General features: G+C 71.4%; 20 protein-coding genes. 9 read left to right on the forward strand and 11 right to left on the reverse strand.

Features of this window, described 5'->3' with window-relative positions; translation table 11 throughout:
- Positions 1 to 51 precede the first annotated feature (51 nt).
- The 4 genes from ACIBHX_RS30580 to menC are packed head-to-tail and all read left to right on the forward strand — an operon-like array spanning position 52 to position 5096.
- Positions 52 to 1596 (forward strand): amidohydrolase family protein, encoded by a 1545-nt coding sequence (locus ACIBHX_RS30580; RefSeq protein WP_397070775.1) that lies wholly within the window; start codon positions 52 to 54, stop codon positions 1594 to 1596.
- Entirely contained in the window at positions 1593 to 3161 is a 1569-nt protein-coding gene (locus tag ACIBHX_RS30585) for a PucR family transcriptional regulator (RefSeq protein WP_397070776.1), read from the forward strand. Before ACIBHX_RS30580 ends, ACIBHX_RS30585 begins: the two co-directional genes overlap by 4 nt.
- Positions 3162 to 3216: 55 nt before the next feature.
- On the forward strand, positions 3217 to 3990 hold the full coding sequence (locus ACIBHX_RS30590; RefSeq protein WP_397070777.1) for a GNAT family N-acetyltransferase: 774 nt from the start codon (positions 3217 to 3219) through the stop codon (positions 3988 to 3990).
- On the forward strand, positions 3987 to 5096 hold the full coding sequence (menC, locus tag ACIBHX_RS30595; protein ID WP_397070778.1) for an o-succinylbenzoate synthase: 1110 nt from the start codon (positions 3987 to 3989) through the stop codon (positions 5094 to 5096). The genes ACIBHX_RS30590 and menC overlap by 4 nt, the downstream gene beginning before the upstream one ends.
- 40 nt (positions 5097 to 5136) lie before the next feature.
- Here menC and ACIBHX_RS30600 read toward each other — a convergent pair whose 3' ends face one another.
- Together ACIBHX_RS30600 and ACIBHX_RS30605 are read right to left on the reverse strand one after the other, a co-directional pair.
- Positions 5137 to 6351, reverse strand: coding sequence for a peptidoglycan-binding protein (locus ACIBHX_RS30600; RefSeq protein ID WP_397070780.1), 1215 nt, complete (start codon positions 6349 to 6351; stop codon positions 5137 to 5139).
- Positions 6352 to 6538: 187 nt separating this feature from the next.
- On the reverse strand, positions 6539 to 6772 hold the full coding sequence (locus ACIBHX_RS30605; protein WP_397070781.1) for a hypothetical protein: 234 nt from the start codon (positions 6770 to 6772) through the stop codon (positions 6539 to 6541).
- On the opposite strand from ACIBHX_RS30605, the gene ACIBHX_RS30610 reads away from it, so the two are divergent.
- Positions 6764 to 7024 carry an enoyl-CoA hydratase-related protein gene (locus tag ACIBHX_RS30610; RefSeq protein WP_397070782.1) on the forward strand — a complete coding sequence of 87 codons (261 nt, stop codon included), beginning with the start codon at positions 6764 to 6766 and terminating at the stop codon, positions 7022 to 7024. The genes ACIBHX_RS30605 and ACIBHX_RS30610 overlap by 9 nt on opposite strands.
- On the opposite strand, the gene ACIBHX_RS30615 is transcribed toward ACIBHX_RS30610, so the two are convergent.
- Positions 7014 to 7853 (reverse strand): class I SAM-dependent methyltransferase, encoded by an 840-nt coding sequence (locus tag ACIBHX_RS30615; RefSeq protein ID WP_397070783.1) that lies wholly within the window; start codon positions 7851 to 7853, stop codon positions 7014 to 7016. The two genes, ACIBHX_RS30610 and ACIBHX_RS30615, sit on opposite strands and share 11 nt — an antisense overlap.
- Positions 7854 to 8219: 366 nt before the next feature.
- On the opposite strand from ACIBHX_RS30615, the gene ACIBHX_RS30620 reads away from it, so the two are divergent.
- Entirely contained in the window at positions 8220 to 8990 is a 771-nt protein-coding gene (locus ACIBHX_RS30620; protein ID WP_397070784.1) for a GNAT family N-acetyltransferase, read from the forward strand.
- Positions 8991 to 9101: 111 nt separating this feature from the next.
- Here ACIBHX_RS30620 and ACIBHX_RS30625 read toward each other — a convergent pair whose 3' ends face one another.
- Genes ACIBHX_RS30625 through ACIBHX_RS30655 form a run of 7 tightly spaced genes read right to left on the reverse strand, consistent with a single transcriptional unit; the run spans position 9102 to position 17181 of the window.
- Positions 9102 to 10055 carry an acetylxylan esterase gene (locus ACIBHX_RS30625; RefSeq protein WP_397070785.1) on the reverse strand — a complete coding sequence of 318 codons (954 nt, stop codon included), beginning with the start codon at positions 10053 to 10055 and terminating at the stop codon, positions 9102 to 9104.
- 4 nt (positions 10056 to 10059) lie between these two features.
- Positions 10060 to 12294, reverse strand: a complete 2235-nt coding sequence (locus ACIBHX_RS30630; protein ID WP_397070786.1) for a hypothetical protein — start codon at positions 12292 to 12294, stop codon at positions 10060 to 10062.
- On the reverse strand, positions 12291 to 13184 hold the full coding sequence (locus ACIBHX_RS30635) for an N-acetylglucosamine kinase (RefSeq protein WP_397070787.1): 894 nt from the start codon (positions 13182 to 13184) through the stop codon (positions 12291 to 12293). Before ACIBHX_RS30635 ends, ACIBHX_RS30630 begins: the two co-directional genes overlap by 4 nt.
- Positions 13181 to 14092 carry a carbohydrate ABC transporter permease gene (locus ACIBHX_RS30640; protein WP_397070788.1) on the reverse strand — a complete coding sequence of 304 codons (912 nt, stop codon included), beginning with the start codon at positions 14090 to 14092 and terminating at the stop codon, positions 13181 to 13183. Before ACIBHX_RS30640 ends, ACIBHX_RS30635 begins: the two co-directional genes overlap by 4 nt.
- A 2-nt stretch (positions 14093 to 14094) precedes the next feature.
- On the reverse strand, positions 14095 to 14997 hold the full coding sequence (locus ACIBHX_RS30645) for a carbohydrate ABC transporter permease (RefSeq protein ID WP_397070789.1): 903 nt from the start codon (positions 14995 to 14997) through the stop codon (positions 14095 to 14097).
- Between the two features lie 6 nt (positions 14998 to 15003).
- The gene (ngcE, locus tag ACIBHX_RS30650) at positions 15004 to 16407 is read right to left on the reverse strand and encodes an N-acetylglucosamine/diacetylchitobiose ABC transporter substrate-binding protein (protein ID WP_397070790.1); all 1404 of its coding nucleotides are present in this window, start codon (positions 16405 to 16407) and stop codon (positions 15004 to 15006) included.
- 15 nt (positions 16408 to 16422) lie between these two features.
- A complete protein-coding gene (locus tag ACIBHX_RS30655; RefSeq protein ID WP_397070792.1) occupies positions 16423 to 17181 on the reverse strand; it encodes a sugar isomerase domain-containing protein in 759 nt (252 codons plus the stop codon).
- A 133-nt stretch (positions 17182 to 17314) separates the two neighbouring features.
- On the opposite strand from ACIBHX_RS30655, the gene ACIBHX_RS30660 reads away from it, so the two are divergent.
- Genes ACIBHX_RS30660 through ACIBHX_RS30670 form a run of 3 tightly spaced genes read left to right on the forward strand, consistent with a single transcriptional unit; the run spans position 17315 to position 20348 of the window.
- Complete coding sequence (locus tag ACIBHX_RS30660) at positions 17315 to 18193, forward strand: MurR/RpiR family transcriptional regulator (RefSeq protein WP_397070793.1); 879 nt, start codon at positions 17315 to 17317, stop codon at positions 18191 to 18193.
- A complete protein-coding gene (gene rhmD, locus ACIBHX_RS30665; protein WP_397070794.1) occupies positions 18193 to 19374 on the forward strand; it encodes an L-rhamnonate dehydratase in 1182 nt (393 codons plus the stop codon). The genes ACIBHX_RS30660 and rhmD overlap by 1 nt, the downstream gene beginning before the upstream one ends.
- A complete protein-coding gene (locus tag ACIBHX_RS30670; protein WP_397070795.1) occupies positions 19371 to 20348 on the forward strand; it encodes a Gfo/Idh/MocA family protein in 978 nt (325 codons plus the stop codon). The genes rhmD and ACIBHX_RS30670 overlap by 4 nt, the downstream gene beginning before the upstream one ends.
- 1 nt (position 20349) lies before the next feature.
- Here the strand turns inward: ACIBHX_RS30670 and ACIBHX_RS30675 are convergent, their stop codons facing one another.
- The gene (locus ACIBHX_RS30675) at positions 20350 to 20961 is read right to left on the reverse strand and encodes a sporulation protein (RefSeq protein ID WP_397070994.1); all 612 of its coding nucleotides are present in this window, start codon (positions 20959 to 20961) and stop codon (positions 20350 to 20352) included.
- Positions 20962 to 20967 lie beyond the last annotated feature (6 nt).

Raw genomic sequence — 20967 nt, forward strand, 5'->3', positions numbered from 1 at the left:
TCATCCTTTGGTACCTAGCGCCCGCGATGCCGGGCAAGGGAGCGTTGCACCATGCATGACCTGCTGCTTCGCCACGGAACCGTGCACGACGGCCTCGGCGGCCAGCCCCGCGAGACGGATGTCGCGATTTCCGGCGGGCGCGTGGTGGCCATCGGGGCGGACCTCGGACCCGCCCGGCGCGTGCTCGACGTCGCCGGGCTGGTCGTGGCGCCCGGGTTCGTCGATCCGCACAGCCACTCCGACACCGTGCCGTTCCTCGCGCAGGAGCAGCCGTTCAAGCTGGTGCAGGGGGTCACCACGGAGATCGTGGGCAACTGCGGGTTCTCCTGCGGGCCCATCCAGGGAGAGGCGGATGGGTTCATCCCCTCCATCGTGGGGGACGCGGCTCATCCGACGCTCGGTGAGTACCTCGACGCCGCGCAGGCGGCGGGGCCGAGCAACAACCTGGCCGTGCTGGTCGGGCACAACACGCTGCGTTTGACGGCGGCGGGCATGGCGGCCGGGATCACGCCGCGGCAGCTCGAGCACATGTGCGCGCTGGCGGCCGAGGCGTTCGAGTCGGGGGCTGTGGGATTTTCCAGCGGGCTGGAGTACGTGCCCGGCGCCTACGCGGACGTGGACGAGCTGGTCGCGCTGGCGCTGGTGGCCAAGCGGTGGGACCTGACCTACGCCACGCACATGCGCAGCGAGAGCGAGGGGCTGGCCGACGCGCTCGACGAGGCCGTGGCGGTTGCCACCAGGGCGGGGATCCGGTTGCACGTCTCGCACTGCAAGGCCTCAGGGCGGGCGGTGCACGGCGCGTCCGCGATGGTGCTCGACAAGCTCGCCCGGGCGCGCAGGGCCGGGGTGGACGTGCGCGCGGACGTCTACCCCTACCTGGCGTTCGGGACCGGGCTGGTGGCGGTGCTGCCGCCCGCCGCCTGCGAGGGCGGCGAGCAGGCGCTCCTGGCCAGGCTGGCCGACCCGGCCGAGCGTGCCGCGCTGCGTGCGCTCGCCGAGACCCCGGACACCGGGACCGGAGTCGGGTTCTGGCGCGAGCTGCACCCGGACGACGTACAGATCCTCAACCACCGCGACCCGGCCATCGCCGGGAAGCGGCTGGCCGACCTCGGCGGCGACCCCTGGGACGCGCTGTGCGACCTGCTCATGGGCGACCCGCACGCGGAAGGCGTCTTCCACACCATGCACGAGCGGGACCTGCGGGCCTTCCTGTCCGACCCGCTGGTCTCGATCGGGTCCGACGGCGGCCCGCCGGTGGGCCCCAACCATCCGCGTACCTTCGGCACGTTCCCCACCTTCCTCGGCCGGTACGTGCGCCAGGAGAAGGCCGTGCCGATGGCCGAGGCCATCCGCAAGGTCAGCTCCGCCGTCGCCGCGCAGTTCGGGCTGGCCGGGCGCGGCTGGCTCGGGCCCGGCGCGGTCGCCGACGTGGCCGTGTTCGATCCGGACACGATCGGCCACGCCGGCACCTACGAGCGGCCCGACGTCCGGCCCACCGGGATGGTCCACGTGTTCCTGGCCGGGCACCAGGTGATCGCCGACGGCGAGCCGACCGGCGGCAGGCACGGGCGCGTGCTGCGGCGGGGCGCCCGATGACGGCACGCGGCCGGGTCACGCTCGGGGTCCTGATCGACAGCCTCGGACCCGAGGTGGTCAAACCGCTCGCGCTCCCGCACGGCAGGCGGCCGCTGGCCGGCGCGCCCGTCATCTACGACCCGGAAGAACCGATGACCGGCCTCGACGGCGCGGTGCTGCTGGCCACCGGCCGCCCGTCGGCCGAGACGTTGTCGCGCGCGGGCGAGAGCGGCGTGGCCGTCGTCGTGGTCAAACCGGGCACCTGCGATCTGGACGCGCTGGCCGCCGCGGCGCGGGCCGCGGGCACCGCGCTGCTGGCGGCACCGCCCGAGCTGTCGTGGGGCCAGCTCTACACGCTGATCGACGCCCTGCTCGCGGTCGTGGCCCCGGCCGAGGATCCCGGCGGCGCACGGGCCGGCGACCTGTTCGCGCTGGCCAACGAGGTCGCCATCAAGGTGGGCGGGGCCGTGGCCATCGAGGACCTGTCGATGCGGGTGCTGGCCTACTCCACGGTCGAGGGGCAGCGGATCGACGAGCTGCGCAAGGAGGGCATCCTGGGCCGCCGGGTGCCCGAGCACCCGACCAACGCCGAGGAGTACGCCACCGTGCTGCGCGCGGACAGCGCGATCTGGAGCTACGAGCCGCGCGAGTACTACCCGCGCCTGGCCATCGCCATCCGGGCGCACGGCGAGGTGCTCGGCACGATCTGGGCCGTGCAGGCCGACGAGCCGCTGGCCGCCGACGCCGCGGTGGCGCTGGCGGACGCGGCCGCCGCCGCGGCGCCCCACCTGGCCCGTATCAACCTGGCGGCCGACGAGGCCAGGCGCCGGCGCGACGAGTGCCTGGGCTGGCTGCTGCGCGGCGTCGGCGCCGTGGACGAGCTGGCCACCTCCTTCGGCCTGTCGGCCGGCGAACCGCTGACCGTGGTGTCGCTCGGCCCCGCGACCGGCTCGGCGGACGCCTTCGCCGCCTCGCACGCGGCCGACCTGCTGCGCACCACCTACCTCGCCTACCGGATCAGGGCGGCGACCGGCGTCGTGGACGGCCGGGCCCACGCCGTCGTGGCCGCCGAGGCCTGCACGCCGCTGCTGCGCAGGATCACCGCCGACACGCTGGCCAGGGTGGGCGAGCGGCTCGGCGGCGGCTGGCGGGCGGGCATCGGCAGGACCGCGCCGTCGGCCGCCGCGCTCCCGGCCAGCGCCCGTCAGGCGGCCGAGGCGCTGCGCGCCCTGTGCGGGCCGTTCGCCGACGAGCCGGTCGGCACGCACGAGGAGCTGTCGGCGGCGCTGTTCCTCGCCGACCTCGAGGCCGCGCTGCGGTCCAAGAGGTCGCTGCGCGGCGAGCCGCTGGCGCTGATCGCCGCGCACGACGCGCGGCACGGCACGGCCTTCGTCCACAGTCTCGCGGCGTGGGTGGGCGCGCACTACGACGTGCCGCGGGCCGCGGAACTGCTGTCGGTGCATCCCAACACCTTGCGGTACCGGCTGCGCAGGATCGGCGAGCTCGTCCCGCTCGACGCCCCGGACACCCGCCTGGTGCTGGCTCTGCAGCTGCGGCTGAACGGCGCCACAAACCGGGACGGGTGAACTTCGGCGTCAGCGCCAACGCGCACGAAGCCGCCCGGGCACGATGCTGTGGGCCATGGCCGAACACCTGACCACTGTCACCTTGCAGGGCACGCCCGACCTCCAGCGCGCCGACCACCTGCTGCGCGGGGTGTGGGGAACCCAGCCGGGCGACGATCCGCCGCTGGCCCTGGACCTGATGTGCGCCTTCGCCCACAGCGGGTGCTACGTGGGCGGCGCCTTCCTCGACGGCGAGCTCGTGGGCGTGGCGGCGGGGTTCCTGGCCGCCGGCCGTACGCTGCACTCCCACGTCGCCGGGGTGGCGGCGCGGGCGCGCGGGCGCGGGGTCGGCAGGGCGCTGAAGGAGCACCAGCGGGCCTGGGCGGCCGAGCAGGAGCTGTCGGCGGTCTCGTGGACCTTCGACCCGCTCGTCCGGCGCAACGCGTTCTTCAACCTGGCCAGGCTGGGTGCCCGCGTGACTGCCTACCTGCCCGACTTCTACGGCCCGATGACGGACGGGCTCAACGACGGTGGCCCCTCCGACCGGCTCTACGTCACGTGGCCGGTCTCCGGGCCGGTGCCTGGGCCGGTGTTCGCCACGGCCGAGGATGGGACGGGCCGGGCGGTGGTGGACGAGGCGGGAGCCGTACACGATCCCGCGGGGGCAGAGCTGGTGCGGTGCGCGACACCACCCGACATCGAGCGGCTGCGCACCGAGGATCCGGCCGCCGCCCGGCGGTGGCGCGCGGCGCTCGAGGAGGGGCTCGGCGGCGCGCTCGCCCAGGGATACCGGGTCACCGGCTTCAGCCGCGACGGCTGGTACCTGCTGGCGCTCGGGGGCGCGCGATGAGGCTGGAGGGCGTCGAGCTGCGCAGGATCGCGCTGCCTCTGGTCAGCCCGTTCCGCACCTCGCTCGGCACGCAGAGCGAGCGGACCGCGCTGATCGTGCGGGCCGTGAGCGACGAGGGCGAGGGCTGGGGCGAGTGCGTGGCCGATGACGAGCCCACCTACTCTCCCGAATACCTGGCGGGAGCCGCCGACGTGATCCGCGGCTTCCTCGTGCCCGCGCTGGCCGGGCTCGACCTGAACCCCGCCTCCGCCGGCCACGCGCTGCGCCACCTGCGCGGCCACCCGATGGCCAAGTCCGCCGTCGAGATGGCGGTGCTGGACTGCTGGCTGCGTGCCCGCCGCACCAGCCTGGCCGACCACCTCGGCGGAGTACGGCGGAGCGTCCGCGTCGGCGTCTCGGTGGGCATCATGGAGACCCTCGACGCCCTGCTGGAAACCGTGGACAAGCACCTGACCGCCGGGTACGCCAGGATCAAGCTGAAGATCGAACCCGGCTGGGACCTCGGGCCGGTCAGGGCGGTGCGCGAGACGTTCGGCGCCGAGGTGATGCTCACGGTGGACGCCAACACCGCCTACGCCCCCGGCGACGCCCGCCACCTGGCCAGGCTGGACGCCTACGGGCTCACCCTGATCGAGCAGCCCTTCGCGCCCGGCGATCTGCACGCCCACGCCGCGCTGGCCGCCCGCATCGACACCCCGGTATGCCTGGACGAGAGCATCACCAGCGCCGCCGACGCCGCCGACGCGATCAGGCGCGGCGCCTGCTCGATCATCAACATCAAGCCCGGCCGGGTGGGCGGCTACCTGGAGGCCCGCCGCATCCACGACGTCGCGGCCGCCCACGGGGTGCCGGTGTGGTGCGGCGGCATGCTGGAGACCGGACTGGGGCGGGCCGGCAACCTGGCGCTGGCCAGCCTGCCCGGATTCACGCTGCCCGGCGACATCTCCGCGACCGAGCGCTACTACCGCCAGGACATCACCCGGCCGTTCGTGCTCGACGACGGGACGATGGCGGTGCCCGCGGATCCGGGCCTGGGCGTCGACACGGAACCCGCCGCTCTGGAGGCCGTCACCACCGGTTCGGAGTGGATCCCCGCCGTTCCATAGCGCGGCGACACGGGCGAACTGGTACGACCACGCGGCGCCTTCAGGGAAAGTCCTGGACGAGCGGGAACAGGCCCTGCGGGTCGGGCGGGTCGACCAGGGCGCCCCCGGCGGCCAGGAAGTCGCACACGCTCGCGGCCTTCTGCAGCCGCTGCTGCACGGTCGCCTCGTCGTCGGCGTTGTCGGTGAAGGAGAACTCCTGCAGGCGGCGCAGCCAGAGCGCCGCCTGCCGCAGGCGGGCCTCGGTGTCGTCGGGACGCTGGTTGAGCGTGGTCACGTAGTCGTTGCCCGCGTCGAAGAGGCGGGGGAACTCGTGCAGGTAGCTGACCACCGCCGCGGCGAACTGCTCGTCGGTGAGGAAGCGGCCCGCGAACGGATTGCCCTGCGTTTCCTGGCGCACGTGCCATTCCACGTGGCGGGCGCTGATCTCTTCCAGGAATTCGAGCAGCACCACCACCGTCGGCCGGGGCATGGTGCCGGTCAGCTGGGCGGCCAGTGCCGTATCGAAGTAGGTCCCGGAATCCGAATCCGGGGTCAGCCGTATTCCGGGCCCTTTTCTCAGGTTGCGGAAGTGGGTGAGCTCGTGGATGACGGTTTGCCCGGTTTCTTCGCGGATTTCCTGGCCCGTCGCGGCACGTATGGTCCGCGCCTTTCCGCGCAGTAGCTCATCCGATAGCAGGATGATGCCGACCGGGTCGCCGTCCGGCTTCTGGAAGTCGAAGGTGGCGCCGCTCCAACCCCTGGCGTTCAACGCGTCCAGGCGTTCCCGCTCGAACCACTGCGCGGAGGTCTCGCCGTTGGGCTGGACGGGAGCCGCCTGCTGCAGCACCAGGTTCCTGAGGTCGCCGAACCTGCCGGCCGCGACGATGCAGGCGAGTTCGCCGCTGTTCAGCGAGTTCAGCGCGAACATCGCCGCCATGCGCCGCCACGAGCCGAACGGCGCCGCCAGATGCCCGGCCAGCACGTTGGCCACCAGCGGGTCGACCCGCTTGTCCGCTACGAGCGGGCTGAACTCCAGAAAGGCGGGGTCCAGGATCGGCGGGTCGACGAAGAAGAGGTCGTCGAGCTTGGTCATCGTGCCGACGCCTACCACCGGGTCCGAGGGCGTGAGGGCGTGCTGTTGCTTGAACAGGCTGACGGCGGTGCCTGTGGCGGGTCCGAAGAATCCGTCGGCGCCCGCGGGACCGAGGTCGAATCCCAATTCCCGCAGCGCGATCTGAACGCGGACGACGGCCAGTCCCTCCTCGTTCAGCAGCATGCGGTGCGTTCCGTCGGCACAGCTTTCAAGAACCGGATCTCCGGCGAAGCGAAGGCAGCGAAGCGCCATTTCCAGTCCCCCTCCCCTGGTGAGTACGTGTTATCACCGCCACCGGCAGTGTCGGCGGAAACATGCCGGGCGGCATGAGTACCCATTACTCAGGTGCACCGCAATCAGGCTGCTGGACTTACGGCGGGATCGCCTCGATCGCCTTTCGCAGGCGGTGCAGCGCGGGGCCGAGCTCGGCCAGTTCGGGCGTCCCCAGTGCCAGGCGTATCGCAGAAGGATGGGAGGGGCCGATGGCGAACGCGTCGGCGGTGGACACGAGGATCCCTTCCGCCGCGAGCACCGCCGCCACCTGGTCGGGCCGCTGGTGCGGCTCCAGCCCGAGCCACACCAGGTAGGACGCCGGATGCGCCATGACGTCCATCCCGGCCAGCTGGGTCTGGTCAACGCCGTCGTCCCCGCCGGCGACCTGCTCGCCGCCGCCCGCGACCTGGCCGCCAGGATCGTACGGCACGCCTCGACCGCCGTGGCGGCCTGCCTCCGGGCCGTGACCAGGGGGATCAACCTGCCGATCGACGAGGGGCTGGCGGTCGAGGCGGCGGCCTTCGCCTCAACGGTCCCCACCGACGGTGTCCGGGACGGGTTGCACCGCTTCCTCAGCCGGTGACGGTGGCGCGGGCCAGGCGGCACAGGTCGGCGGGGCGTAGCGCGTCCTGGCGATTCCACAGCTCGGGGGCGACGCAGTCGGCCTGCCGTACGTGCTCGGCGGTCTTGAGGCCGTGCCGGTCGAGGAGGGACGACAGGTCGCCGGGGGTGAAGAAGGACAGCCACGGCTCCCCGCGCTCGGCGGCGGCGGGCAGGGCGAACTCGGCGAAGGCGTGGCCCTGCTCGTCGCGGAGCGCGGGCGGCAGGGCGTACTCCATGACCAGCTCGCTGCCAGGCGCGAAGCGGGCGACGGTGGCGAGGCTGGCCGCGATCGCCTCCTCGGTGAGGTACATGGCCACGCCGAGCCAGCTCACCAGGGCCGGCTCGCGCGGGTCGAAGCCCGCCGCGACGAGCGCCTCCATCAGGTCGTCCGACTCGAAGTCCACCGGGACGAAGGCGAGCTGGGCCGGTGGCGTGAGCCCGGCCGAGGCCAGCAGCTCCCGCTTCCACCGCTGCGTGGCGGGGTGGTCCACCTCGAACACCCGCCCGCCCGTAGCGTTCCTGAGGCCGAACGTGTCGAACCCCGCGCCCAGCACCACATATTGGCCCGCCCCCTCGCCCAGCCGACCCTCCACGTAATGGCTGCGGGCGGTCACCTGGGCACGCGTGCCGGAAAGCACGACGTGGTCACCGTAGGTCCGGTGATAACCGATGACCTCTTCACCTTTCGCGCCCAGCAATGCGGCGGCCATGGTGTCGCGGAAGATGTAGGGCTCGTGGTCAACGACCAGGTGTGCCGCCCGGGCGGCGGCGGCCATGACGGCGGTCTGGCTGGGCTGCGTTTCCCGCATGTACGGTCGTTCCTTTCTTTGTGTCCGGAACGCCGATGCTAAACGCATTTCCCATTCAATAAGCACATCATACTACACCAAAATAAATTCTCGATAACGCGCGAATTCCGAAACCATTGACAAGAAAAACCGGCCGCGCACCATGGTGGGCGGCACCAAAAGCCGAGCCCGGCTTCGTGGTGACGGCTCAGGACCCGGCCGCCCGCTCCCGCCTAGCGTTTCCGCCATCCAGGCAAACGCGACGGAGGAGGAGCAACCAGATGGGTCTCGGCACTCTCGGTGAGCGGCGGAAGGCGTGGACGACCGCCCTGGTCATGCAGCTCCTCGACGACGGCTTGGTGCGCCTGGGCGGAAGGGTGGCGCCGCGTGTCTGACGTGGTCGACGTCCGGTTGCGGATCCGCGAGCTCGCCGACGTGCGGGAGCAGCGGGCGGCGGCGGCGCTGCTGGCCCGGGTGTGGCACGCCGAGGAGGCGCACCCGCCGGTCGAGCCGGTGCTGATCAGGGCGCTCGAGCACTCGGGCAACTACGTGGCGGGCGCCTTCGCCGGGGACGAGATGGTCGGGGCGGCGGCCGGTTTCACCGCCCCCGGCGGCCATCTGCACTCGCACATCACCGGCGTGCTGCCCGCCCACCGCGGGCTGCACGTCGGCTACGCGCTCAAGCAGCACCAGCGCGACTGGGCGCTGGCCAGGGGCATCGGCGAGATCCACTGGACCTTCGACCCGCTGCTCGGCCGCAACGCCTACTTCAACCTGCACAAGCTGGGCGCGCTGCCGACGGCGTACCTGCCTGACTTCTACGGCCCCATGCTCGACGGCGTCAACGCCGGCCACGCCAGCGACCGGCTCTACCTGGTGTGGCGGCTGGACTCCCCGCGCCGCGCCGAACCCGGGCCCGCGGACACGGCCACCCTGCTCGGCGCGGACCAGGACGGCGCGCCCGTGCTGCGTCCCACCGGAGCGGCCAGGGTCCTGATCCGCGTTCCCGACGACATCGAGGCGCTCAGAAGGGCATCCCCCGCGGCCGCGGCGGGCTGGCGGCTGGCCGTACGGCAGGCCATGCAGCAGGCGCTGGCATCCGGCTACCGGATCACCGGCTTCCGCAGAGACGGACACTACGTACTGGAGAACGGCTGATGCCGAGCCCGACCTCGGCCACCGGGTCGCGGCCGTCGAGGACGTCCGGCTCGAGGCCGTGCTGCTGGAGCTCGGCGACCTGCTTGAGGCCGCCGAGGCCCGCTCATGACGTCAGACGGTGATCGCCGCCGCCCAGGCGATCTTCTCGCGGAGAGTGGTGTCGGCACCTCCCTCGTGACCGTTGAACGGATGGACGGTGATCTCCGCGTTGCCCGCGTAGGCGTTGAACGCGGCGTACACGGTCGACGGCGGGCAGATGTCGTCCATGAGCCCGACGGAGAACTGCGCCGGCGCCCCAGCGCGCGCGGCGAAGTTGACCCCGTCGAAGTACGACAGAGTCTGGAAGACCCGGTCGGTCTCCCTCCTGTTGGCCGCGCAGAAGCGGGTGATCTCCGCGTACGGCTCGGTGTCCACCAGCTCAACGGCGCGCCGGTAGTGGCACAGGAACGGCACGTCGATCAGCGCTCCCGACAGGTCGTCCCGCAGCCCGGCCACGGCCAGCGCGATGCCGCCGCCCTGGCTGCCGCCCGCGACCAGGACGCGGGCCGGGTCGACGCGTGGATGGGCGCGGGCGGCGTCGACCGCGCGGACGGCGTCGGTGTGGAGCCTGCGGTAGTAGTACCCGGCCGGGTCGAGGATGCCGTGGGTGAGCATCCCGTGGGTGGCGCCACCCGGGTCCGGGGTGGCGCCCGCGTAGGCGGACGTGGTGGTGCCCTGTCCCCTGCTGTCCATGACGAACGTGGCGTACCCCGCCGCGGGCCAGGCCAGCCAGGCGTACGGCTCGCCGCGGCCGCGCCAGTACCCCAGGTACTGCACCACGCAGGGGACGGGCCCGGATCCGGCCGGGAGGAGCAGCCAGCCGCGGATGGGATGCCCGCCGTACCCGGCGAAGGTGACGTCGAAGACGTCGACCAGCGGCAGGCCCGCGTCCACAGGCGTGAAGTCCGGCGAGAGCGGACCCTGCGCGGCGAGCGTGTCCTTCCAGAAGGAGTCGAAGTCCGCGGGTGTCAGGACATCGGGACGGTAGGAACGCAGCGAGTCGAGCGGGAGATCGAACAGCGGCATGCGATCACTCCTTGACGGTCACGGCGTTGCCGAGCCGTTCCTGGGTCGCCCAGATGTCGGGGATCTGGTACGGGTAGGTGATCGGCTGGCCTGGCCAGGCCTCCACCCAGGGGCCGAAGTTCATGATGGCGATCACGCTCGGGTGGCGCTTGGCGGCGTCGAAGTAGACCTGCTGGACCGCCTGGATCTTCTCCGGCGTGTCGTACTGGCCGGTGTAGGGGCCGACGACGGTCGGCGGGAACAGGTAGGTCTTCTTCGTGCCGCCGGTCATCCGCTCCATCGTGCTGATCAGGTAGTCGAGCCTGGCCGCGTCCGCGCCGTAGTCGTCGGCACCGAGCCAGTCCACCTCGGCGGGAACGTAGGTGTTCGGGTTCACCTTCCCACCGGACAGAGTCAGCAAGATGGGCAGCGACCCGAAGTAGGAGGACTTCACGGCGCTGGCCATGGTCTGCAGGTCGGCGTTGGTGACGCCGTAGTCCTGGGGCTCGTCCTTCAGGTAGATCGCCCCGATCTTGTCCTGGTAGGGCTTGACCTTGTCCAGGAACGCCTTCCACCTGACCAGCCCTGGATCGATCGGGCACGTGCCGTTCTGGCAGGTCGAGTGCGGGAAGAACTCGTCACCGACGTACAGCGCGCACGAGTGCGCCGGGCAGCTGTCCAGATCGGAGAGGGCGTATCCGCTCGAGGGGTCGTCGTAGTCGGGGGAGACACTGATCCAGTGGAGGTTGGCGAAGCCGGTCACCTCCGGGATGTGGTTGCCCCACCGCTTCAGGATGCGCTCGGCGAAGTAGCCGTAGTACTTCAGGTTCGGGTACGGGTCGATGCGGCTGATCGCCAGGTCGTCGACGGTGCTGATCTGCTTGTCGTTGCTGACGTAGGCGCCCAGGTACAGGTAGGGCTTGGGGATGGAAACCCCCAGGTCGGCGGTACGGCTGGCGCCGTTCACGGTGACCGTGACCGAGGGGCTGGCCTTGGAGGCGTTGGCCACGGCGATGTTGACGTGGAAACCGTCGGCGGCCCGCGTGGTGGTCAACGGCGAGCTCCACAGCGCGGTACCCGAGCGGAACAGCTGCACGTCGCCGTTGCGCGCGACCGTCAATCCCAGCTGGACGTCGCCGTTGGTCACGTAGCCGCTGGAGTCCTTCGTCCGCGACAGCATGATCGAGCTCCAGTCGCTCGGCGTGCCGAGCACCTTCGGATCCGGGTCGACGGTGGCCGTGACCGTGTAGGAGTCGTTCACGTCGGGCGCGACGGGAGCGTCGAGCCGCACGGCCGAGCGGGAGATGGCGAACATCAGCTTGCCGGGGTTGTTGGGGTGGTTGACCTGCGAGTACCAGGTCGGCGGCGGGTCGTAGGACCACCAGTTGCCCGACACCCGGGTGTAGGTCTGGGTGGCCAGCGGCGCCTGCCTGCCGCCCAGCGCGTCGTTGAGCCCGTAGCCGGGGTCAACGTCGTTGGCGCCGTCGAAGCTGTCGGCGAAGCGGGAGACGCGGCTGACGGTCAGGTCGTCGACGGTGCTGACCTGCTTGTCGTTGCTGACGTAGGCGCCCAGGTACAGGTAGGGGTTGGGCAGTGCCGTGCCGAGCCCGGTCGTCTTGGCGGCGCCGTTCACGGTCACGGTGACCGAGGGGTTGGCCTTGGAGGCATCGGCCACGGCGACGGAGACGTGGAAGCCGTCGGCCGCGCGGGTGGTGGTGAGCGGCGGGTTGAACAGGGCGGTGCCGGAGCGGAACAGCTGGACGTCGCCGTTGCGGGAGACCGTCAGGCCCAGCTGGACGTCGCCGTTGGTGACGTAGCCGACGGATCCCGAGGTCCGCGACAGCATGATCGAGCTCCAGTCGCCGGGGGTGCCGAGCGACTTGGGGTCGGGGTCGACGGTGGCCGTGACGGTGTAGGAGTCGTTCAGGTCGGCCGCCACGGGGGCGTCGAGGCGGACCGCGGAGCGGGTGAGCGCGAAGCTGAGCTTGCCCGGGTAGTTGGGGTGGTTGACCTGGGAGTAGTAGGGCGGCGGCGGATCGGTTGACGACCAGTTCCCCGCCACGCGGGTGTAGGTGACGCCGCGGGCGGTGCCGCTCTGCCGTACGCCGAGCGAGTCGTTGAGGCCGTAGGTGGGGTCGGTGTCGCGGGCCTTGTCGAAGCTGTCGACGAGCTGCGGGGCGGGCGCGGCCTTGGCGGCGACCGCGGGCGAGATCGCCAAGGTCGAGGCGATCATGGCCAGGCATAACAGGGTGCGCTTCATGGGCATGCCTTTCCGAGGTCGTGTCGGGCGAGCCGGGCGGCGGCCTCCGCGCCGTCGCCCATATGGGTGATCGGTGCCGCCGGCCAGCGCTCGGCGACGGGTCGGCTTACGGCTTTCACCAGTGGAGTTCCGGCGGCGAGCAGGCCACCGGCGAGCACGATCGGCGAGTCCTCCCCTCGGTCCCGGACCACGCCCAGCGTGGTCACCAGGTGCGCGGCGGCGGTGTCGAGAATGCGGCGGGCGTCCGGATCCCGCTCGGCGGCGGCCTGGAGGACCAGGGGCGCGAGCGAGGCGGGCACGGTCACCGGGGACGCGTGCACCGCCTCGATCACCTCGCGGGTGGAGTGGCCGAGCCGCTCGAGCACGGCCTGCGCGAGCTTCGTGGTGCGCGCGCGGTCGAGGCAGCGCAGCGCGTGCTTGATCGCCTCGCGCCCGATCCACACGCCCGAACCCAGGTCGCCGAGCAGCCAGCCGTGCCCGTCGGCGGTCCGCGTCGCCGTACGGTCGACGATCCGGGCGGCGGCCGCGCCGGTGCCGCTGAGCAGGACACTGCCCGCGGCGCTGTCGGTGCCGGCGACGAAGGCCAGCTCCACGTCGCTTACCAGCCGGGGCGGCCTGGCCAGCCCGAGCCGTGGCCACAGCAGCGCGAAGTCGGGCGCGTAGCGGCTCATCCCGCCCGCCAGCCCGAGCACCCCGGCGGCGACGTGGGCTGGATCCAGCCCGGCCAGCACCTGGCGGACGGTCCGGCCGATCTCCTCCACGGCCGCGGCGCCGTGCGCCATGGGGTTGCCGCCGCCGCCGGTGGCCCTGGCGATCACCTGGCCGTCCAGGTCGGCGACCACCGCCCTGGTGGTGCTGCCGCCCACGTCCAGGCCCAGGGTGAGGGTCACTTGAGCGCCCCTTCCGTCATGCCGGCCTGGATGTGCCGGTGGAAGAGGATGTAGACGACCAGCATCGGCAGGATGGCCATGCTGAGCGCGGCGAACAGGGCGCCCCAGTCGGCGCTGTAGCCGGTGGAGGTGGAGATGTCGGCGATGCCCTGGGTGAGCACCCATTTGTCGCGGGCGTTGCCGCTGAGCAGGATCAGCGGCAGCTGGTACTGGTTCCACTGCCCGAGCACGTTGAAGATCGTGATGCTGATCAGGGCGGGTCGCGCCATGGGCAGCATCACCCGGAAGAAGATCCGTGAGTGGGAGGCGCCGTCCATGAACGCCGCCTCGGCCACCGAGGTGGGCAGCGTCTTGAAGAACGCGGTGAGGAAGAAGACGGTGAACGGCAGCGAGTAGGCGATGTAGACCAGCACCAGCCCGCCGTAGGTGTCCAGGCCGATGAACTGGCCGATGACCGGGATCGAGCCGGTGTTCTTGACCACGAAGAACAGCGGGGTGAGGGCCAGGTAGACGGGGAAGGCCATCCCGGACACCAGCAGCAGGTAGATCGCGCCGCTGCCGCGGAAGGGGTAGCGGGCCAGCACGTAGGCGGCCATCGAGCCCAGCGCCATCGTGCCCGCCGTGGACAGCGCCACGACGATCACGGTGTTGAACAGGTAGGTGCCGATGCGCGCCTGGTGGAAGGCCCTGACCCAGTTGTCCAGCCGCAGCTTGGCCGGCATCGACCAGGCGGGGCCGAAGATCTCCGCGGTGTCCTTGAAGGACGCCAGGAAGGTCCACAGCAGCGGGACGACCACCAGGATCGCCCAGAAGGCCAGCGCCACGTGGGCCAGCCGCATCAGCCTGGCCCTGGCCCGCGGCGGGCTGGCGGCGCGCTGCCGCAGTGCGGGGCGGACGTCGACGGCCATCGTCAGTACTCCAGTCGGTCGCGCCGGGTCAGCCGCAGCGTGAGCGCGGCGAAGGTGAGTGTGCAGAAGAACAGGGCCACCCCGATGGCCGAGGCGTAGCCGAACTTCGCGTAGCCGAAGGCGTTGCGGTAGACCTCGTTGGCCAGCACGGTGGTGCTGTAGTCGGGCCCGCCGTGCTCGGCCGACAGGACGAACACGATCGAGAACGCGTCGAAGGCGGCGACCCCGAGATACACCCAGCCGACCTGCACGGTGTGCCGCAGCAGGGGCAGGGTGACGTGGAAGAACGTGGTGGCCTTGCCCGCCCCGTCGATCTGCGCCGCCTCGTTCAGCTCCTTGGGGATGGCGGCCATGCCGGCGGAGAACAGCACGACGTAGAAACCGACCGCCTGCCATACCAGCACCCCGAGGATGGACCACAGCGCCAGGGCCGGATTGGTGAGGAAGCCGACCGGTTCCAGGCCCACCTGCATGAGCAGCCCGTTGATGACGCCGCTGCGGTCGGGCCGGAGCACCGACTGGAACATCACCGCGATGATCGTGACCGACAGGACCTGCGGGAAGAAGAACACCACCCGGTAGAAGCCCGACCCGCGGATGCCCCTACCCGGCCGGTCGCCGCCCGCGTTGAGCAGGTAGGCGAACAGCAGGGCCAGGACGAGGGTGATGACGGGCAGGCAGATCAGCAGGATCGCGTTGTGGCTGATCGCCTTCCAGAAGATGGGGTCGTCCAGCAGGCGCTGGAAGTTCTCCAGCCCGACGAACTCCGGCCGGGCGTCGACCCCTCGCCAGTTGGTCATCGAGATCTGGAACGCCTGCGCGTACGGGGAGATCACGTAGACCACGTAGAGGAGCACCGGCAGCGTCAGGAAGCCGACGGCGAAGCGCATCCGTCCGTGCCGCACGGCGGGCTACCTCGAGAACTTCTTGATCGAGGAGTCCTTCTTGACGGCGTCGGCCTTCTTCTGCAGGCGCTCCGTCCACTGGTCGGCGGTGATGCCGCCCGTCATGAGCTGGCCGGTGGCGGCGTCGAGCTCGGTGGCGATCTCCTTGTACCACTCCTGCACGCGCCAGTTGACCAGGTTCGTCCCGGCCGCGGACAGCGCCGCCGACGCGCTCTTGAGCCCCGGCTTGGCGTCGGCGGGCAGCGCGGCGTCCTTCACCGTGGTGAGCGTGCTGACCATGCCGCTGTAGCGGCCCGCGCCTTCCTTGGACACCATCGCCCGCAGGTACTCCATCCCCGCCAGCGGGTTCTTGCTGCGCGCCGCGACGATGAACCCGGCGCCCGGCATCGCGTGCAGCGCGGTCTGCGGGATCGCCTCGCTCGCCTCCAGCGCGGGGACGGGGAACATGGCGTAGCCGAAGTCGGCCGGCGCGACGTCCTTCTGCTCGTTCTCCAGCCACGACCCGTTGGGGATCATGGCGACCTCGTAGCTGTTCTGCCTGGCCTGCGACTCGGTGTGGTTGAGCCCCTCGGTGCCCTGCAGCAGGTAGCCCTTGGCGTGCAACTCGCCGAACGCGGCGGCCGCCTGCTTGAGCGCGTCGACCTTCCAGGCGCCGTCCTCCAGGTTGTCGACGTTCTTCATCACGTCGGTGCCGCCGTGCTTGACGGCCATGGTCAGGATCGCCTCCCAGACGTAGCCGGGATACTTGCCCGCGTAGGCGAACGGCGCGATGCCCGCCTTCTTGACCTGCCCGCACAGCGTGAGGAACTCGTCCCAGGTGGCCGCCGGCTGCCACCCCTTCTCCGCGAAGAGCTTGCTGGAGTACCAGAACCCGAAGATCATGAACACGTACGGCAGGCTGTACGGTTTGCCGTCGAACGAGCCCGCCTCGATGGCCACCGGCAGCAGCCCGTCGCGCACCTTCTTGGCAGGCTCGTCCCAGGAGGGGGCGTCGAGCAGCGGGGTCAGGTCCGCCACCTGGCCGCCCTGGATCAGCGCCGCCACGTCGAGCGCCTGGGCGCCGTCGTTGTTGATCACCTCGGGCGGGTTGCCGCCGACGAAACGCGGCTGCAGGGTGCCGGCGATCTCCTTGGTGGCCACGTGCTTGAGCTGCACCTTGGGGTGCTTGGCCTGGAACATCGGCTCGTGGATCTTGGTCGCGTAGGCGTCGCCGAAGCCGCCGTCGAAGATCACGATCTCGAGCGGGCCCGTCTCGTTCATGCCGAGCGGGTTGGCGGCGCTGCGCGCGCCTGTCACGGTGGGCTTCGGGGCGTCATCGCCGCCGCCGGGGGTGGCGCAGGCCGCGGCGAGCAGGCCGACACCCGTCAGGGCGGCTCCGCGCAGGACCTGCCGCCTGGAAAGGACGTTCATGATCGTACTCCTGGATCACTTGGTGGTACGGCGGATGCGCCCGTCGTACCGGTCTTCGAGGGCCCTGTTGTGGGCGTCGCCGCCCTGGATGTTGGCCGACAGGTACACCGGCGGCCGCACCCCCGATTCCTCCATCCGCCGTGCCACCTCGGCCACGATCTGCTGGGCCAGCAGGGCGCCGGTGATGGAGGACACGCCGCACACATGGCCGCCGTCGCGCAGCGGGATGATGGCGTCGCCGTACGGCGCGCCGTTGTCCAGCACGATGTCGGCATGGTCGGCCAGGTGAAGCCCGGACGGGTGCCGCGAGGGCATCCGCCCGGAGTGCTCGGCCGAGGTCACCGCGATCAGCGCGTGGCCGTGCGCCTTGACCAGGGCGGCCAGTTCGACGACCGAGCCGTTGACCCCCGAGTTGGACGCGATGACGAACACATCGCGCGGGTGCGGTGCGGCCAGCTCGTAGAGCCGGATGGCGACGCCGGGATCGCGCTCCAGCGCCGGGTCGGTGAGCACGTCCGGGTCGGCGCCGCCGCGCAGCACCAGGTCGCGCAGCTCGATCCGGTTGGCCGCGACCAGCCCGCCGGCCCGGCCGGTCAGCTCCAGGGCGAACGCCTCGGAGTGGCCGCTGCCGAAGACCTGCAGGATGCCGCCGGCTTCGATGGCCTCGGCGATCAGCCCTGCCGCTTTGTCCACCAGCGGCGCCTGGGACGCGCTCACGCGGGCCATGACGTCATGGAGCACGCTCAGGTAGCCGGTCGCAGAGAGGGAAGACATCCGCACCTCATTCGCATCGCGATTAATTTTTCTCCGTGTGCCGATAAGATGAGGCTTACATCCCAGATCGTCAAGAGATTGACCGCCAAGCAGCGAATAATTATTCTTCATGTCGCGGAAGAGGAGGACTCACATGCAGAGCCCGGTGGAGGGCATCGTCGATCGGCTCGCGGCGCTCGCACCTTCGATGCCGGAGGCCCAGCGCACCATCGCCGAGCTCGTGCTGAGCGATCCCGGAGCGGTGGCCCGCCTGACCATCCTCGATCTGGCGGAGCGTTGCGGGGTGTCCACCGGCAGCATCACCCGGCTGTGCCGCGCGCTCGGCCTCAACGGCTATGCCGAGCTGCGCCTGGCGCTGGCCTCCGACAGCGGCAGGACCAGTGCGGAGCCGTGGAGCGTCAGCATCGGCGCCGACGTGGCCGAGGACGACGACATCGGCCGCATCGCGGAGGTGGTCGCCGCCACGATCACGCAGGCCGCCGCCGAAACCGTCTCCGGCCTCGACCTGAACGCCGTCGACCGGGCCGTCAGCATGCTCGCCACCGCCCGCAGGGTGTGGGTGTTCGGCGCGGGCGGCAGCTCCACCGTGGCCTCTGAGCTGCAGCAACGGCTCTACCACGTGGGCGTGCCGGCGTGGACCTCGAACGACACCCACATCGCACTCAGCGGCGCCGCGCTGCTCGGCCCCAGGGACGTGGTCGTGGCCATCTCGCACAGCGGCCGCACCAAGGAGGCCGTCGACATGGTGACCGAGGCGGTCTCGCACGGCGCGGCCACCATCGCGATCTGCAACGACCACGCCTCGCCGCTCGCGGCCCGTGCCGACCTGCTCCTGCTGACCAGTGTGCGGCAGACCGGGTTCAGGACCGAGTCGCTGGCCAGCCGGCACGGCCAGCTCGCCGTGGTCGACATGCTGTTCATCGCGATAGCCCAGCGGACCTTCGAGCACGCCGGCGAGACCATGGCGGCGGCGCACCAGGCCGTCCAGCCGTACAAGAACCAGGAGCGCTGATGGACCGGATCGTGGACGTGCGCGCCTACGTCGCCGACCACGTCAACCTGCCGCCCGCGCCCGCCGAGCCAGGTGACGGCGAGGCGTTACGGCAGTGGAAGCGGCGCAAGGTGGCCAGCCCCATGACCCAGCACGCCGACTTCCGCGACGACCGGATGGCTGCCATCGGCCCGAACTCCCAGCAGACCGTCGTCGTCCAGGTCGAGAGCGCCTCCGGGCACGTGGGCGTGGGCACCACCAACGGCGGCGTGGTCGTCGCCACGCTGGTCGCGCTGCATCTGGCCTACCTCGTGAAGGGCCGGAGCGCCTTCGACCACGAGCCGATCTGGGACCGGATGTTCAACAGCACCCTGCACTACGGGCGCAAGGGCCTGGCCCTGCACGCCATCTCCGCCGTCGACCTGGCGGTCTGGGACCTGCACGGGCGCATCACCCAGACCCCGGTGCACGCCCTGCTGGGCGGCGCGGTGCACTCCGAGGTCGAGCTGTACGCCACCGGGCCGCGGCCCGACGTGGCGCGCAAGCTGGGCTTCTGGGGCGCCAAGATCCCGCTGACGTACGCGCCGGTCGAGGGCGAGGAGGGCTTCCGCGCCAACGTCTCCATCGCCGAGCAGGCACGCGAGGCCGTCGGCGCCGACTTCCCGCTCATGTACGACTGCTGGATGTCGCTGGACGTCGACTACGCCGCCCGGCTCGGGCACGCCGTCGCGCCGCTGGGCTTCCACTGGATCGAGGAACCGCTGCGGCCCGACGACTACGCCGCCCACCGGCGGCTGCGCTCGCGGCTGCCGCAGGGCATGGCGCTCACCTCGGGCGAGCACGAGTACACCGCCGCCGGGTTCCAGTTGCTGTGCGAGTCCGGGGTGGACGTCATCCAGCCCGACCCCGCCTGGTGCGGCGGCCTCACCGAGCTGCGCCGGATCTCCACGGTCGCCAGGACCCACGGCGTCCGGCTCATCCCGCACACCGGCGGCCACCACGCCTACCACTTCGTCGCCACCAGGCCCGAGCCGCCGCTGGCCGAGTTCGGCATCTTCGCCGGCGACTGCGGCGGGCTGGTGCCGCAGCACCCCATCTTCACCGGCGAGACCTTCCCGGCCGCCGGCAAGGTGCGGCTCGGCGACGCGCCCGGGTTCGGGCTGGAGCTCGACCCTTCTATCCCGCTCCAGCGGGTACGGTGACCGTCCGGCTTGGCGTGGTCGGCCTGGGCTGGTGGGCCCGCTTCGCCCACCTACCCGCCATCGCCGCCTCCCCCTCCCTGGAACTGACCGCGGTGTGCGACACCGACCCGTCCCGCTGCTCCGGAGTCCCCGCCTTCACCGAGGCCTCGCAGCTGTACGCCTCCGGGCTCGTCGACGGCGTCGTCATCGCCACCCCGCACACCACACACCACGCGCTGGCCCGCGCCGCGCTGGACACCGGGATCCACGTCCTGGTCGAAAAGCCCATGACCACCACCGCCGCGCAGGCGTGGGACCTGGTCGAGGCCGCCTCGCGCGCCGGAGTACACCTGTCGGTCGGCTACACCGGCCAGTACACGGAGGCCGCGATCCGCGTCCGCGCCGCCGTACAGGAGGAGATCGGCGAGCTGGTCTGCGTCAACGGCGACTTCTCCTCGATCATGATGGACCTGTTCGCCGGGAACGCGACCTACGGCGACCCGGCCCTGGCCGCGGGCGGGCAGGGACAGGCCCAGCTCACCCACCTCGTCGGCGCCCTGACCCGCGCCACCGGGCGCCGGGCCGAGCAGGTCTTCGCCTACATGGACAACCGCTCGCTGCCGCTCGACGTGGTGAACGCGCTCACCTTCCGCCTCGCCGGCGGCGCCATCGGGACCCTCACCGCCACCGGCACCGTCCCCGACGGTCTGCCGACCCGCCAGCGCCTGCGCTACTACGGCACGCGCGGCATGGTCGAGCACGACATCCAGTACGGCACGGCCGCCATCCACCGCGGCGACGGCACGCAGATCCGCCTCGCCCCCGACCCGAGCCAACCGGCCTGGGCCAAGCACGCCCCCGTCGAGTCCTTCGGCGCCCTGATCGCCGGCCACGGCGAGAACCACGCTCCCGGCCAGGACGCCGCCGCGGCGGTCGCCATCATCGAGGCGGCCTACACCTCAGCGAGAACCGGCCACCCCGTCATGATCGGTTGACTCACCAGTCGCCGTCTCCGCCATCGTCCCCGTCGAAGATCTCCTCGAAGATCTCGCCCACCACCAGCCCGCCGACCAGACCCGCCGCTCCCGCCGCCGCCACGCTCCCCCAACCGGGCCCGTCGTGATGCTCGTGGTACTCGTGGTGATGGTGCCCGAAGCCGTGCCTGGGCAGGCTGGACAGCCAGCGCTCGATCTCGCTTTCCCAGTCCATGTGCACGGCCTGCTCGTGCGTGACCTGGAAGCGACCGAACGCGTCGCCCGACCCGCGCTTGTCGGCCTCGAGGACGACCTCGAGCCCGCGCGGGCTCGCCACGAACGTCAGCTCCACCTCGTTGACGTGGCCCGCGTGGTGGCGCGGCGGATGGAACTCGATCTCCTGGTAGAACGGCAACTCCTGGTGCACGCCATAGATGCGGCCGGCCTCCACGTCGGCGGACTTGAAGTGGAACCCGAGCCGCAGGAACGCCTGCATGACCCTGGCCTGCGACGGCAACGGCTCGACCGCCACCGCGTCCAGGTCCCCCTTGTCGACGGCCTGCGCGATGGCCACCTCTCGTTCGACGGCATCTGACGACTCGAGGGAGCGAGCCGTACTGTCTGGGTGGGTCAGTGACGG

The organism is Nonomuraea sp. NPDC050536 (assembly GCF_044457685.1).
Classification (GTDB): Bacteria; Actinomycetota; Actinomycetes; order Streptosporangiales; family Streptosporangiaceae; genus Nonomuraea.